This is a genomic window from Actinacidiphila cocklensis (genome assembly GCF_907177275.1).
In the GTDB taxonomy this organism is placed as follows: Bacteria; Actinomycetota; Actinomycetes; order Streptomycetales; family Streptomycetaceae; genus Actinacidiphila; species Actinacidiphila cocklensis.
The window spans coordinates 240,261-255,571 of record NZ_CAJSLV010000048.1 but is presented as its reverse complement, the minus strand read 5'-3'; the positions used below and the strand labels follow the sequence as shown (position 1 = coordinate 255,571).

At 74.2% G+C, this 15,311-nt stretch carries 10 protein-coding genes; 6 read left to right on the top strand and 4 right to left on the bottom strand.

From position 1 onward, the window contains the following. Positions 1 to 61: 61 nt before the first annotated feature. Entirely contained in the window at positions 62 to 2,554 is a 2,493-nt protein-coding gene (locus tag NFU81_RS12150; protein WP_251488692.1) for an FtsX-like permease family protein, read from the top strand. A gap of 352 nt (positions 2,555 to 2,906) precedes the next feature. Here NFU81_RS12150 and NFU81_RS12145 read toward each other — a convergent pair whose 3' ends face one another. The 3 genes from NFU81_RS12145 to pepN all read right to left on the bottom strand — a co-directional run bounded on the left by NFU81_RS12145 (position 2,907) and on the right by pepN (position 10,349). After that, positions 2,907 to 6,233: a S8 family serine peptidase gene (locus NFU81_RS12145; protein ID WP_422665180.1), complete on the bottom strand. Its 3,327-nt coding sequence runs from the start codon at positions 6,231 to 6,233 to the stop codon at positions 2,907 to 2,909. Positions 6,234 to 6,401: 168 nt separating this feature from the next. Further along, on the bottom strand, positions 6,402 to 7,553 hold the full coding sequence (locus tag NFU81_RS12140; RefSeq protein WP_251488685.1) for a hypothetical protein: 1,152 nt from the start codon (positions 7,551 to 7,553) through the stop codon (positions 6,402 to 6,404). Positions 7,554 to 7,721: 168 nt separating this feature from the next. Further along, positions 7,722 to 10,349, bottom strand: a complete 2,628-nt coding sequence (gene pepN / locus NFU81_RS12135) for an aminopeptidase N (RefSeq protein WP_251488682.1) — start codon at positions 10,347 to 10,349, stop codon at positions 7,722 to 7,724. A gap of 228 nt (positions 10,350 to 10,577) precedes the next feature. Between pepN and NFU81_RS12130 the strand changes: the two genes are divergently transcribed. From NFU81_RS12130 to NFU81_RS12110, 5 genes are all read left to right on the top strand, one after another. Then, a complete protein-coding gene (locus NFU81_RS12130; RefSeq protein ID WP_251488679.1) occupies positions 10,578 to 11,219 on the top strand; it encodes a mycothiol-dependent nitroreductase Rv2466c family protein in 642 nt (213 codons plus the stop codon). A 51-nt stretch (positions 11,220 to 11,270) separates the two neighbouring features. After that, entirely contained in the window at positions 11,271 to 11,657 is a 387-nt protein-coding gene (locus NFU81_RS12125) for a VOC family protein (protein WP_251488676.1), read from the top strand. Between the two features lie 232 nt (positions 11,658 to 11,889). Then, positions 11,890 to 12,483, top strand: coding sequence for a biotin transporter BioY (locus NFU81_RS12120; RefSeq protein WP_251488673.1), 594 nt, complete (start codon positions 11,890 to 11,892; stop codon positions 12,481 to 12,483). 141 nt (positions 12,484 to 12,624) lie between these two features. Continuing rightward, complete coding sequence (locus NFU81_RS12115; protein WP_251488670.1) at positions 12,625 to 13,113, top strand: ribose-5-phosphate isomerase; 489 nt, start codon at positions 12,625 to 12,627, stop codon at positions 13,111 to 13,113. 7 nt (positions 13,114 to 13,120) lie between these two features. Continuing rightward, entirely contained in the window at positions 13,121 to 13,939 is an 819-nt protein-coding gene (locus NFU81_RS12110; protein WP_251488667.1) for an Fpg/Nei family DNA glycosylase, read from the top strand. Between the two features lie 22 nt (positions 13,940 to 13,961). On the opposite strand, the gene NFU81_RS12105 is transcribed toward NFU81_RS12110, so the two are convergent. Continuing rightward, positions 13,962 to 15,194 carry a GNAT family N-acetyltransferase gene (locus tag NFU81_RS12105; RefSeq protein ID WP_251488664.1) on the bottom strand — a complete coding sequence of 411 codons (1,233 nt, stop codon included), beginning with the start codon at positions 15,192 to 15,194 and terminating at the stop codon, positions 13,962 to 13,964. Positions 15,195 to 15,311 lie beyond the last annotated feature (117 nt).

The window sequence follows — 15,311 nt, the reverse complement described above, 5'->3', positions numbered from 1 at the left end:
CCGCACCGCGTTCCCCCGCCGCCGCGCCGATGGCGCCTGCCACCCCGGGAGGGGTCTTCCTGTGAACGGGCTGGCTCGTGCGTCCGTACGCTTCCGCCCCGCGTCCTTCGTCGGGACGTTCGTGGCGCTGCTCTTCGCCGCCGCGGTCGTCACGGCCTGCGGCACCCTGCTGCAGACCGGGCTGACCGCCCATGTCGCGCCGGTGCGGTACGCCCATGTGCCGGTCGTCGTGGCCCCCGACCCCGACGCGCGGATCACCGTCGGGCACGGCGGGGACCGCGACACCGAGGCGGAGCCGCTCACCGACACCCCGCGGCTGCCCGCCGCCCTCGCCACCCGGATCGCCGCGGAGCCGGGCGTCGCCGCCGCCGTACCCGACGTCGCCTTCCCCGTTCAGGGCGCCGGGCTGCCCGCGCTGACCGGGCGCAACTGGGACGCGCGCCTCGTCGAGGGCGCCGCCGCCGTACAGGGCCACGCGCCCGGCAGCGGCGAGGTCGTCCTCGACCCCGGCACCGCGCGGGCCGCGCACACCGGCGTCGGACGTACCGTCACCCTGACCGCGCCCGGCGGAACCGCCGCCTACCGGGTGGCGGGGCTGACCGCGCCGGGCCGTTCCGCGACCGCGTACTTCGCCGAGTCCGCCGCGCCCCGGCTGTCAGGACACCCCGGGCTCGCCGACGCCGTCGCCGTCCTGCCCCGCCCGGGCGTCGCCACCGCGGAGGCCGCGAACCAGGCCAGGCACGCCGTCGGCGGCGCCGCCCAGGTCCGCACGGGGAACGGACGCGGCGCCGCCGAGCAGCCGCAGCTCGCCGGAGCCAAGGAGATGCTCACCGCCATCGGCGCCTCCTTCGGCGGCATCGCCGCCGCCACCGCGGTCTTCGTGGTGATGGGCACCGTCGCGCTCGCCGTCGGCCAGCGCCGCCGGGAGATCGCCCTGCTGCGCGCCATCGGCGCGACCCCGCGGCAGATCCGCCGCACCGTCGCGACCGAGGCGCTGCTCGTCGCCCCGCTCGCCGGGCTGGCCGGCATCCTGCCCGGCCTCGCGCTGGCCTGCTGGTGGCTCGGCCAACTCGTGGACAGGGACGCGGTGCCGCACGGGGTGACCCTGGCGGTGGGCTGGATCCCGATGGTCGCCGCGGTCGGCGCCGGGCTGCTGGCCGCGCTGAGCGCGGGCCTGCTGGCGGCCAGGCGGCCGTCGAAGGCCCGGCCCAGCGAGGCGCTCGGCGAGGCCGCGGTGGAGCGGCGCAGGCCCGGCGTGGTCCGTACGGTGCTCGGCCTGGCGGCTGTCGCGGGCGGGGTCGTGCTGGCCGCGGTCGCCGCGCACACCACGGGCGACGACGCCGCCTCGATCGCGCTCGGCGTCGTCTTCAGCTTCATGCTCGGCGTCGCCTTCCTCGGCCCGGTCGTCGCCTGGCTCGCCTCCGCCGTGCTCGGGCTGCCGCTGCGGGCCGGCGGCGCCGCCAGCGTGCTGGCCGCGGCCAACACCCGTGCCAACGCGCGCAGGCTCGCCTCCGCGATCACCCCCATCGTGCTGGTCACCGCCTTCGCCGGGACGCTGCTGTGCATGCAGAGCTCGATCCAGCACGAGGCGTCCCGGCAGATCAGGGACGGTGTCGTCGCCGACCAGGTGGTCGGCTCCGGCGCGGGCGGGCTGCCGGCCGGCACCGCGGCGCGGGCCGCGCAGGTCAAGGGCGTGGCCGGCGCGGTGGGCGTGCTGCGCAGCGGCGCCCTCTACCGGGCGAGCGGTTCGCTCAACTCCACGAGCGTGCTCGGCGTCGACGGCGACCCCGCCCGGCTGCCCGGCGTCCTCGCGCTCGGCGTACGCACCGGTTCGCTCGCCGACCTCACCGGCGACGGGCGCACGGTCGCGGTCGACACGCTGCTCGCCGCGACGGCCAAGGTCCAGGTCGGCGACCGCATCTCGCTGTGGCTCGGCGACGGTACGACGCTGCGGCCGACCGTCGTCGCCACGTACAGCCGCGGGCTGGGCCTCGGGTCGCTGCTGCTGCCGCGGGCCGCGGTCGCACCGCACGCGGCGAGCGCCTTCGACACGGAGGTGCTCGTGCACGACGGGCCGGGGGCCGACGCGGGTGCGGTACGGCGGGACCTCGGCCGGCTCGACGTGCCCGGCCTCCGGGTCACCGACCGGGCCGGCTACCGCGCGCAGGCCGACCGCGACCTCGAACTCAACGCCTGGGCCAACCGGGTGATGGCCGCGGTCCTCGGCGGGTTCGCGGCGGTCGCCGCGGCCAACACGCTGGTCATGACGGTGTTCGACCGGCGGCGCGAGGTCGCGCTGCTGCGGCTCGCCGGGACGACCCGGCGGCAGGTCTTGCGGATGCTGCGGCTGGAGGCGGTGCTCGTGGCCGTGGCCGGCCTGGGTATCGGGGCGGTCATCGCGTGGATCACGCTCGTCCCGATCGCCCGCGGCCTCACCGGGGCGTCCCCTTACGTCCCCGCCTCCACCGCGATCGGCCTCGCGGCCGGCGCTGTCGCCCTGACCCTCGCGTCCACGGCCCTCCCGGCCCGGACGATCCTGCACCGCGCACCGTAAGGGGGTACCCCACCCTGGCCGCCCCTCTCCCGGGTCCCGGGACCTTCCCCCGGTGGTGTGCTGGGGCGCGCAGTTCCGCCCCCGGGGCTTCGCCTGGGGGTACCCCCAGCGCCTCCTGACAAGCGGTCACCCTCCGCGCAGAGGGCACGCCACCAGGGGCGCGGGGAGCTGCGCGCTCAGCCCGATCGGTGGGAAAGGGTGCGAGCCCGCCGCAAGGGGCAATCCCCCAGGGGCGCGGAGAACTGCGCGACAAGCCACGACGGCGGGGGAGAAAGCAACGCCACGGCACGTGGCACCCCCGGGGGGCGCGGGGTACGAGCGGAAGGCCCGTACCCCGCGCAAGCCACCCCGGCTAGGGCGTCGTGGAGGTGATGATCACACTGCCCGTGCCGGCAGGCGTACCGCCCGCGTCCAGGAGCTGGACCTGGCCGAAGAGCTGGCGGCCCGCGGGGGCCGCCGCCGAGGCCAGGACGGACGCCGAGACGGTCGCCGACGCACCGTGCGGCAGGTTGACCGGGGCCGACGTGTCGACCGTGACCTGGCCGAGGGCGGCCGAGTAGTAGACGTCCTCGTAGGAGTAGGTCGTCGAGCCGGACGGCACCGAGTACCCGTCCACCTCGAAGGTGTACGTGCCCGGCGCCGGGTCGGCGAGGCTGACCGCCTCCTCCGCGTCACCGTCGGCGGACTGCGCGATCAGCACGCCGTCGAGGTAGACGTAGAGGTCGAGGTCGGCCTGCTGGTCGGAGGGCGACCCGATCGAGACGTCCAGCCGGGAGACCCCGGAACCGAGCGTCAGCGAGGTCGTCCGTGAGCCGCCCTGGGCGATGGTCGGCGTCGCGGTGAGCGCCGAGCCGAGCGGCCCGCCGCTCAGCGAGCCCCCGCTGATCGGCGCGAAGCCGTTGCTGACGGTCCAGCTCACCGGCGCCGGCGTGCCCACCTTGGCCTCGGGTACGGTCTGCACGGCCGGGTCGAAGGACGCGCCCAGGACCGAGACGGTCAGCACGTACGGGTTGTCGAGCTGCGGCGAGGTGCGCCGGGCCTCGACCTCGATCTCCCACACGCCCGGCAGCGGGTCGGCGTAGGACCGCAGGTCGGGCCGGCAGGTGTTGGCGGGGTTGTTGTAGTTGGGGTAGCAGTCGGGCGTCTGCGTGGAGTCCAGCGGCACACCGTAGGGGTGGATGGAGATGAAGCGGGTCTGGCTGCCCGGCTTGAGGCCGCCCATGGCGACTTCGAGCGAGGTCGCGCCGGCCGGGACGGTGAGGAAGTACGAGCGGGTGCTGTCCCGCTGGATCGTCCCGGAGCGGGTCAGGGTGTAGGACGGGCCCGCGATCGGCGTGGAGACGACGACGGCGGCCGCGACCTGCGTGTCGGTGCCGCGGGTGAGCGGGTCGTCGACGTTCAGCAGCGCGCTGTGCACACCGGCGGATCGCGGTTTGGCGGTGACCTTCACGGTGACCGGCTTGTCCAGCGGCAGCACCACGAGGGGGCTGCCGACGGAGAAGGTGCCGTCGTTGCCCGCCCAGCTCAGGGTGTGCAGCTGCGCGTAGGCCGGGCCGCTGGTGCGGGTGACGGTGACGTTGTACGTCCGCTGCTGACCGGCCGCCAGGCCGCCCTCACGGTCGTAGACGCCGGTGCCGTAGCCGGGGGTCCGCAGGTAGCTCGACAGGGCGGTGTCGACCGGCGCCTTGACGGTGTACGTGTCGGTGGTGCCGCCTTGCCGCAGCAGGTTCCAGGCGGGGCCGACGGCGACGAGTCCCGCGCCCTGGTCGACGGTCTGGAAGCCGGGGATGTTCGTGGCGGTGCTGATCAGCGCGGTGCGCAGCTGCGCGGGGGTGACCGCCAGATGCTGGCCCTTGGCGGCGGACAGCAGCAGTGCCGCGGCTCCGGTGGCCTGCGGTGAGGCCATCGAGGTGCCCTGCAGCATGGCGTAGCCGGGCGGCAGGTCGTAGCCGGCGTCGGCGACGGGCGCACCCGGCTCCCAGGTCGGCACCGAGTTGATGGCGGCGCCGGGCGCGGTGATGACGGGGGCGAGGCCGCCGTCCTCGCGCGGGCCGCGGGCGGAGAAGGGCAGCAGCGAGTACGGCACGGTGGTCTGCGAGCCGTAGTTGGCCGCCCAGGTCTCCCGGGAGATGGACGCGCCGACGCTGAGGACGTGGTCGGCCAGGCCCGGGTCGCTGATGGTGTTGACGCCGGGGCCGTCGTTGCCCGCGGAGATCACCAGCTGCACCCCGTAGGTGTCGATCAGCTGCTGGTAGAGCAGGTCGCGGGCGCTGGCGCCGTCGTTGAGCGCGCCGAGGCCGCCGATGGACATGTTGACGACGTCGACGTGGTGGTTGACCACCAGGTCGGTCATGCCCTCGGTGAGCGCGATGTTGGTGCAGCCGCCGGTCCAGGTGCAGGCCCGGGAGGAGACGATCTTCGCGCCGGGCGCGGCGCCGTTCATCCTGCCGCCGAAGAGCCCGTTGGCGGAGGTGATGCCGGCGACGTGCGTGCCGTGCTCGGACTGCACGAGGCCGATGTTGACGAAGTCGGCCGTCTTGCCGACCCAGGGGCCGCCGTAGGGGTCCATCGGGACGCCCTTGCGGATCTCGATGGTGAACGGGATCGACTCGGAGATCGCCGTGGCCGGGTCGTCGGTGCCGAAGTGGCCGATCTGGAAGCCGTCCTTGTACGGCTTCATGGCGGCGTTGTCGCCGAAGTCGCCGTTGTTGTCCAGGTCCACCCGGACGGTGCCGGCCGCCGGGTCGTAGAGCACGCCCCAGACGTCGGTGGTGTCGCCGTCGCGGTTGAGGTCGCCCAGCATGTCGCCGCCCTTGGTGGCGGCCTCGGCGAAGGTGCTGAAGAAGTAGCTGCCGGCGGGCGCGGTCCAGGTGCGCTCCGCCGCGGTGAAGGACGGCCCGGAGACCGCGGTGACCATGGGCCGCCAGGTGGCGTCGCCGTCGAGTATCGGGTCGGTCGAGGTGACCCAGTCGACGATCTTCCGCTCGCCCGTGGTGGTCTTCTGCAGCGCCGGGTGGCCGACGTCGACGCCGGAGTCCAGGATGCCGATGGTGATGCCGCGCCCGTCGGCGGTGGGGTGGTCCTTGACGAAGTCCACCGCGCCGGTCTCGAAGGCGGGCTGGTACGGGTTCTTGGCGGGGGTGTTCCTGTCGGGACCCGGGTAGGTGGTGGCGGGCTTGCCCGGGTGGCGGGACGCCGCGGCGGTGGTGTCGGCGGCCGGCGTCGGGTCGTCGAGCTTCACCTCCTGCCGGAGGTCGATGGCCAGCACCGAGGGCAGCTTCTGCGCCGCGCCGATCGCCGCGTCGGCCTTGGCGGTGGGCACGGTGGCGCGGACGTAGCCGAGCTGGTCGTACGTCCGGCCGACGCTGGCGCCCTGGGCGTGCAGCCGGGAGCTGATCTCCGCGGTGCTGCCGGGCTTGCCGGCGATCATGAAGGTGACGTTCTTGTCGCCGTCCGCCTTGGCCTTGGCCAGCAGGGTGGCGTCGGCGGAGCCGAGCTTGTCCGCCGCGTCCTTGCCGGGCTCGCCGGGGGCGTCCGAGCCGGTGGCGGGGGAGGAGGGGGCGGGGTCGGCGACCGCCAGCGCGGGGCCGGCGGCCGTCAGCGCGGCCACCAGGCCCGCGGCGAGCGCGAGCCGGGCCGCGCGTCTCTTGCCTGGTATGTGATCGAGTGGCATGGGCATCCCTGTTCGGACCATCGGATGGGTGTGCGGAAAACGGAACCGTACGCCTCGTCACCTTGCCGGGGAAAGCCGCTCTTTGTGGTGCGTTGACCTTCCGTTGGGTCTTGCGTGACGTGTTTCCGCCAGTGTCGTACCGCCGCAAAACCGTCCAAGAGCCGTGAGGCGGGCTCAGCGGGGTGTCACCACGACATAGGCGGCGGGCAGTTGGTCCGCCGTGGCCACCAGCGCGGTGCGCACCACGGCGGCCTGCTGTTCCACGGCGTCGCGCAGCTTGGCCGCGGTGACGTGCAGCAGCGTGATGCCCAGCGCCTCCAGCCGCTCGCGCTGCTGCACGCAGCGCGACCAGATCTCCGCGTCGCCGAAGTCCGCACCCGGCAGGGGGGTTTCGTCGCGCTCCCCGGCGTAGAAGGCGTCGCCGAACGGATCGGCGTAGACGTCGTCCGCTTCCGGGCCGCCGTCCATCGCCGCGGACTCCCGCGTCGCGTACGGGTCCGCGCCGCCCGGCGGCAGGCCGGGGCGCGGGTCGATCGCCAGGGCCACCGCGTGCTCGGGCCAGTAGGCGTCCACCGCGCCCAGCGGCGGCCCGCTGGGCAGCCGCAGCTCCACGTTCCAGACCGGGTCGGGCAGTTGCTGGCCGCGCACCATCGCGTAGAGCCGCTGCTCGGCCATGGTGCGGTCGGCGGTCCGCAAGGCCCCGACCGCCGCGGCGACCTGCGGGCGCTCCAGCAGCCCCGCGGCTGCCAACTCGTGCAGGACGGCCCCGGCGTCGCAGTGCCCGCCGCGTACCGCCTCGGTCAGCAGCCGCCGTACGGTCTCGGTGTCGTCCAGGCCCGCAACGGCGTCGGCCAGGGCGCGCGGCACGGGGGCGCAGGGCAGGCCCGTCACCTCCTGCGGGCGCGGCAGGGTGCGGGTGCGGTGGACGGACACCTCTCCGGCGTCCCGCAGCCTGCGCCGGTGCGGCACCAGGACGTCGATCCGCGGCAGCCCGGGAAGCGGCGGCACGCACAGGAAGCGGTGCAGGGCGAGCGCGGCCAGGCCCGTCACCATGGCCTCCCGGCCGCCGCTGCGCGGCCCGTGCGCGTGCGGGCCGGGGCCGGCGTAGAGGAGGGCGGCCTGCAGCCGCTCGTGGCTGGTCGGCTGACCCGAGTGCAGCAGGTACACCTGGGGGAGCAGCTGCCGCCAGGGGCCGCCGGGGCGGCAGCGGGCGGCGACCAGGGCCGGAGAGAGGCCGTGGTCGCGTAGCTGATGAAGCGTCAGGACCCGTTGCTGCGCGGGCAGTCGGCGGTCCAGGGCGCGGTGGGTGCGGGAGTTCGCGTTCATGGCGACGTCGTTCCCGCTGCCCGGGCGGTCACTAACCGCTGTTACGCGCTCGTCGACAAAACGGGACAAGGCCGGGCTAAAGTCCAGATGTTCGGATGCCGATCGGCGTCTTTCACCTGTTCGGGTGACGGGGGCCGCCCCACCAGGCAGGACGGCCCCGCGCCAGGATCAGATCGCGGTGCCGGGGCGGGCGGCCTCGGCCGTGCGGGCGTCGCACATCTGTGCGCGCCATGCCCGGGCCAGGTCGTCCCGCCCTTCGAGCACCAGGCGGCGCAGCGCGGGCGCCGCGTCCGGGTGGCCGTCCAGCCACCCGTCAGTGGCCGCCAGCGTCTCCTGCGCGTCCCGCAGGGCCGGGAAGAGCCCGGTGACCACCGCCATCGCGGTCTCGATCGAGCGGGTCGCCCACAGCTCCTCGAGCGCCGCGAAGTAGGCCGGTGTGAACGGCGCGAGCAGCTCGCGCTGCCCGGCCTGCGCGAAGCCCGCGATGGTCGCCTCCACCAGCGCGTTGGACAGCGCGTCGGAGTCCACGACGTCGGCCCAGGCCGCGGCCTTGACCTCGGCGGAGGGCCGGGCCGCCAGGCAGCGCACCTCGTGCCGGTGGCCGGAGGCCGTGTCGTCCCTGGCCCGCTCCGCGGCGATCGCCGCGGTGTCCGCCGCGCCGTGCGCGGTCAGCGCGCCCAGGAAGGTCCAGCGCAGCTCCTGGTCCACCGCCAGGCCGTCGATCTTCGCCGTCCCGTCGAGCAGCCCGCTCAGCAGCTGCAGGTCCGCGGCCGAGGAGGCGACCGAGGCGAAGAACCGCGCCCACGCCAGCTGGTGGCCGCTGCCGGGCTCCGCGAGCCGCAGCTCGTGCAGCGCGCCCTGGGCCAGCTCGGTCGCCGCCATGTCGCGGCGGCCGGGCGCCACGTAGTGCGTCAGCGCGGTGCGCGCCTGCTGGTGCAGCGACTGCAGCACCCCGATGTCGCTCTCCCGGCCCGCGAACAGCAGCACCAGGCCCAGGTAGTCGCCGGCCGGCATCAGCGCGTCCCTGGTCATGCTCCACACCGCCGACCAGGCCAGCGCCCGGGCCAGCGGGTCCGACAGGTCGCCCAGGTGGGAGCGCAGCGTGTCCAGCGAGTCCGGGTCGAAGCGGACCTTGCAGTACGTGAGGTCGTCGTCGTTGACCAGCACCAGGTCCGGGCGCGGCTGCCCGGCCAGCTCCGCGACCTCCGTGACCGGACCCGCCACGTCCGTCTCGGCGCGCGCGTACCGCTCCAGGGCGCCGCCCGGCACCCGCCGGTAGAGGCCCACCGCGACGCGGTGCGGGCGCAGTTGCGGGTGCGCCGGGTCGTCCGCGGTCTGCAGCACCGTCAGCTCGGTGATCCGGTCCTCCGCGTCATGGACGACCTGCGGCGTCAGCGAGTTGACGCCCGCCGTCTCCAGCCACGCCCGCGACCAGGCCGGCATGTCGCGGCCCGAGGTCTCGGTGAGCACCGACAGCAGGTCGGCCAGCTCGGTGTTGCCGTACGCGTGCCGCTTGAAGTAGCGCCTGGCCGCCTCCATGAAGGCGTCCTCGCCGACGTAGGCCACCAGCTGCTTGAGCACCGAGGCGCCCTTGGAGTACGTGATGCCGTCGAAGTTGAGCTTGGCGTCCTCCAGGTCGCGGATGTCGGCGACCACCGGGTGGGTGGAGGGCAGCTGGTCGGCGCGGTAGGCCCACGCCTTGCGGCGGTTGGCGAAGGTGATCCAGCCCTCCGTGTACCGCGTCGACGCCACCTGGGAGAAGGCCGCCATGAAGTCCGCGAAGGACTCCTTGAGCCACAGGTCGTCCCACCAGCGCATGGTCACCAGGTCGCCGAACCACATGTGCGCCATCTCGTGCAGCACCACGCTGGCCCGGTGCTCGTACGACGCCCGCGTCACCTTGCCGCGGAAGACGAACTCCTCGCGGAAGGTCACGCAGCCCGGGTTCTCCATCGCCCCGATGTTGTACTCCGGCACGAAGGCCTGGTCGTACTTCCCGAACGGATACGGGTAGTCGAAGGTGTCGTGGTAGAAGTCCAGGCCCTGCTTGGTCACCGTGAAGATCTCGTCCGCGTCGAAATGCCGGGCCAGCGAGCGGCGGCACAGCGCGCTCAGCGGGACGTCGAGGGTCACCTTGTCGTCGAAGGTGCGCGAGTAGTGGTCGCGCTCGACGTGGTAGGGGCCGGCGACGACCGCGGTGATGTACGTCGGGATCGGCAGCGTCGGCCGGAAGCGGGTCGCCGTGCCGCCGCCGTCCGCCGCGGCGGGCTCGCCCTCGGGCTCGGCGTTGGACAGCACCGTCCAGCCCTCGGGCGCGGTCACCTGGAACGTGAAGGGCGCCTTGAGGTCGGGCTGCTCGAAGTTCGCGAAGACCCGGCGGGCGTCGGCCGGCTCGTACTGCGTGTACAGGTAGACCTCGCCGTCCTCCGGGTCCTCGAAGCGGTGCAGCCCCTCGCCCGTGCGGCTGTACGCGCAACGCGCGTCGACCACCAGCGTGTTGCGCTCGGCGAGGCCGTCGAGGGCGATCCTGGCGCCGTCCCAGACCTGCGCCGGGTCCAGCTCCCGGCCGTTGAGCCGTACCGACACCACCTCGGACGCGACGAGATCGGCGAAGGACGAGGCGGCGGGGCGCGCGCACCGGAAGTCGATCACCGTGGTGGACCGGAAGGCGCGCTCCTCGCCCGCGGGCGCGGCACCGACCGCGGACCGCACGTCGAGCGCCACGTCGTAGCGCTCCACCGACAGGACCGCGGCCCGCTCGCGGGCCTCCTCGCGGCTCAGGTTCTCGCCGGGCACGGGCGGCTCCTTCGTCTATGACCACCGGATACGGACAGGTAACGCCTCGCATCCTTCCACGGTGGTAGGACAGTGGAGCCGACCAGCGCGTACGGGGCGGCGCGGGCGGGAATGCCGCCGCGCTCCCGGCACGTTGTCGGTTGGAGGAGCGACATGCCCAGTCCCACCCGGTCGCGCCCGGCCACCCCGGACGCCGCCCCCTTATCCATTCCGCACGAGGAGTACGCAGTGACCGCGACCGACACCACCAAGACGCCGGCAGACTTCTGGTTCGACCCGCTGTGCCCGTGGGCATGGATGACGTCCCGCTGGATTCTTGAGGTCGAGAAGCTCCGCCCGATCCAGGTGCGCTGGCACGTGATGAGCCTGGCGGTCCTCAACGAGGACAAGCTCGACACCCTCCCGGAGAACTACGCGAGCGCCCTGCGCGACGCGTGGGGGCCGGTCCGCGTGGTGATCGCCGCCCAGCAGGAGCACGGCGACGAGGTCGTCGGCCCGCTCTACGAGGCGCTCGGCACCCGCTTCCACAACCAGGCGCTGCCCAGGGACCGGGAGACCATCGTCGCCGCGCTCGAAGCGGTGGGGCTGCCCGCCGAGCTGGCCGACTACGCCGACCGCGACACGTACGACACCGAACTGCGCGCCTCCCACAAGGAGGGCATCGACAAGGTCGGCCAGGAGGTCGGCACCCCGGTGATCGCGGTTCCCGGCGCCGACGGCGAGCAGATCGCCTTCTTCGGCCCGGTCGTCACCCCCACGCCGCGGGGCGACGACGCCGCCAAGCTGTGGGACGGCACGATCATGGTCGCGTCCATCCCGGGCTTCTACGAGATCAAGCGCACCCGGACCGCGGGCCCCAGCTTCGAGTAGTTCGGGCGAGCGGTCGGAAAGAAAGCGGCAGGAAGGAAAGCGGTCGCAAAGATGGCACACCTGGGTCTGGTGGCCGTCGTCGTGCGGGACTACGACGAGGCCATCGCGTACTACACCGGTGCACTGGGCTTCGAGCTGCGCGAGGACACCGCGCGGCAGGACGGCGGACGCTGGGTGGTCGTCGCGCCGCCCGGCTCCCGCGAGACGGGCCTGCTGCTCGCCCTGGCCACCACACCCGGGCAGACCGCCAGGATCGGCGACCAGACCGGCGGCCGGGTCGGGCTCTTCCTGAACACCGAGGACTTCGACGGCGACTACAAGCGGATGGTCGCGGCCGGCGTCGTCTTCGAGGAGGAGCCGCGGTACGAGCCGTACGGCGCGGTGGTCGTCTTCCACGACCTGTACGGCAACAGGTGGGATCTCATCCAGCCGGCCTGAGTTGGTGGAACCGCACAGAGTGAGGTGGACGGGGCGGTGCTCGACGCGCCCGCCCCGTCCGCCGAGCGCGCGTGACCTGGGTCACGCGACCTGCCCAAACGGCCTCGGGGGCGGGCGCGGGAGTCTCCAAGCGGATGATCAGGGCTTTGTCGGGGTCCGACGATGAAGGGTGCTCGGGGGCTGGGCTAGCGTCACGGTGTCCCCCCGATCACCCTCACCCCGCGGAGAACCGATGAGCGCCACAGCTGCACCCGGCCGGGCCGGAACCGTACTCGCCGACCTGCTCCCCGCGTCCTCCGCCGGCCGCGCCCGGCTCAGGGACGCCGCCCTGGTGGCCGGCGGCGCCGCGCTCACCGGGCTCGCCGCGCAGCTGTCCCTGCCGGTGCCCGGCTCCCCGGTCCCGGTCACCGGCCAGACCTTCGCCGCGCTGCTGGTCGGCACGGCCCTCGGGGCGCGGCGCGGCGTCGCGTCCCTCGGCCTGTACGCCGCCGCCGGCGCGGCCGGCCTGCCGTGGTTCGCGGACGGCTCGTCCGGCTGGTCCATGCCGAGCTTCGGGTACATCCTCGGCATGCTGCTCGCCTCGGGCGTGGTCGGCTTCCTCGCCCGGCGCGGCGGGGACCGCACGGTCGGGCGCACCGCGGCGGTGATGGTGCTCGGCTCCGCCGTCATCTACGCCGTGGGCGTGCCCTACCTGGCGTGGTCCGCCCACCTCTCGGCCCACCAGGCCCTCACTCTGGGCCTGCGCCCCTACCTGCTCGGTGACGCGCTCAAGGCCGCGTTCGCCATGGCGCTGCTCCCCACCGCCTGGCGCCTGACCCGCCCCTGACCCCCCCTTGCGCAAGGGGCCGGCGCATTCGGGGGCGCCGCCCCGCGCAAGCCGTGCCCTGGCCACCGCGACCAGCGGAAGTACCACTCGCCGAGGGGAGGCGAGGGGCACGGGGGCGCCCCGGGGTGAAAGACTGAGGGCATGCGTGTGTACCTCGGCTCGGATCATGCCGGCTTCGAACTCAAGAACCACCTCGTCGAGTGGCTGACAGGCAACGGGTACCAGCCCGTCGACTGCGGGCCGCACATCTACGACGCCGTGGACGACTACCCGCCCTTCTGCCTGCGCGCAGCCGAGCGCGCCGCCGCTGACCCCGGCAGCCTCGGCATCGTGATCGGCGGCTCGGGCAACGGCGAGCAGATCGCTGCCAACAAGGTGCGCGGCGTCCGCGCGGCCCTGGCCTGGAGCGAGCAGACCGCCACGCTGGCCCGCGAGCACAACGACGCGAACGTGCTGAGCATCGGCGGCCGGATGCACGCCCAGGAGGAGGCGGTGAAGTTCGTCGAGCTGTTCCTGACGACGCCGTACTCCCACGAGGAGCGCCACCAGCGGCGTATCGACATGCTCAGCGCGTACGAGGCCACCGGCGAGCTGCCGCCCATCCCCGCGAACCACCCGCAGCAGGACTGACCGGGCGATGCCCGAGGGCCACACGATCCACCGGCTGGCCGCCGACCACCGCGAGCGGTTCGCCGGCCGGCCGGTGCGGGCCAGCAGCCCGCAGGGCAAGTTCTCCGACGGCGCCGCCCTGGTCGACGGCCTGGTCATGGCCGAGGCGGAGGCGCACGGCAAGCACCTCTTCCTCGGCTTCGGCGGCGCCGGCTGGGTGCACGTCCACCTGGGCCTGATCGGGAAGTTCGGCTTCGGCGACGGCCTCGCGCCGCCGCCGACCGGCACCGTACGGCTGCGCATAGCCACGCCGTCGCACTACGCCGACCTGCGCGGCCCCGCCGCCTGCGGGCTGATCGCCGAGCCGGACAAGCAGGCGATACACGCCCGGCTCGGCCCCGACCCGCTGCGCCCCGGCGACGACCTCGACCGGGTCTACGCCAGGATCGCCAGGTCCCGGATCAGCGTGGCCGCGCTGCTGCTTGACCAGAAGGTGATCGCCGGCGTCGGCAACGTCTACCGCGCCGAGGTCCTCTTCCGGCACGGTGTCGACCCCTTCCTGGCCGGCCGCGACCTGCCGCGGCCGGTGTGGGACGCGATGTGGGCCGACCTGGCGGCGCTGATGCGCGAGGGCGTGCGCACCAACCGCATCGACACCGTGCGCCCCGAGCACGAGCCCGAGGCGATGGGCCGCCCGCCGCGGGTCGACGACCACGGCGGCGAGGTCTACGTCTACCGCCGCACCGGCCTGCCCTGCCTGGTGTGCGGCACCCCGGTCCGCACGCAGCCGCTCGACGCCCGCAACCTCTTCTGGTGCCCGCGCTGCCAGCCGGGAGCGGGCGCCTAGGGCGGGACCTTGCGGATCCGCCCTAGAACCCGTGCGGCAGCCACGGCTCCAGGTCGGAGCGGAAGGCCGCGGAGGCCTCCGCCAGCGCGCCGGGCCGCAGTTCGGCGACCAGCCCCGCACCGGCCAGCGCCCGCAGCCCGTGCCCGCCCAGATACGCGGCGCCCAACTCCCGCACGGTCAGGGCCAGATCGGCCGGGTCCGAGGTCCGCTCGCAGCTCGCCCCCTTCGCGTCGCCCGACAGCCGCCAGCGCCCCGAGTTCCACGGGCAGAAGGCGTCCTCGACGTCGAGCACGACGTGGACGGGCGCCGCGTAGGCACGCGCCTCCAGGGCCGCAGGCAGGTCCACGAGGCGGACGTGGAGACCGTCGCGCCAGCCGAAGTTGCAGCGGCGGATGTCGGAGACGATCTGCTGCACCGGGTCGTCGACCGGGCGGTTGTGGAAGACCAGCCGGGCCACCAGGTCGATGTCGGTGAGGTAGCGCCACAGCGCCGCGTACGTCACCGGGTCGAGTGCTTCGACGTCCTTGAGTTTGACGGTGGAGTCGGGCACGCCGTAGGTGGTGCCGCCGGCCCTGACGCTGTAGCGGGCGTAGCCGCGCACCTCGCCGTCGACCTCGGCGAGCACGCACAGCCGCGGGCCGAAGCCCCCGCGCTCCCCGGGCGGGTCCATCAGCGGCAGCCGCTCCCAGCCGGGCTGCCGGGCCAGCATGCCGGGCCGCCCGGGCGCCACGCGGGCGTACACCGCCTCGCAGGCGGCCACGCCCTCCGCGGGGGTCACCAGCCGCATCCGCACCCGCCCCGCGCCCGGCGGCACCGCCACCGAGACCCGGGTGGTGTCGATCTCGCCGTGCATCTGCCGGGTCGCGGTGCCGTAGCCGAACCTGCCGTAGATCGACGGCTCCGAAGCGGTCAGCACCGCTGCGGCCAGGCCGCGTTCGCGGAAGTCGTCGAGCTGGCGGCGCATCATCGCGGTGAGGACGCCGCGCCGCCGGTGGGTCGGCTGGACGCTGACCATGGTGACGCCCGCCACGTCCAGCAGGCTGCCGCCCGGCAGGGCCATCCGGAAGTCGAAGGCACCCGCGGTACCGATGATCCCGCTGTCCGCCCGGGCGGTGACCGTCCGTTCGAAGGGCAGGAAGTCCCGCCACATCGCCATCTCTTCGGGGTCCTCGATCGCCCCGCCGAAGGCCCGCCCCAGGCGGAGCGCGAACTCGTCCCAGTCCTCCGCCGCCAGCACCCGCAGATCGATCGTCATGGGCTCTGCCTACCAGGCCGACCCGCGGTGGGGACACACATTTTCTCCCGGGCCGTCCCGCCGGCACTACGAGCCGCCTCCCGGCTCACCCGGACAGCTCACAGCCCATCCGGCCTG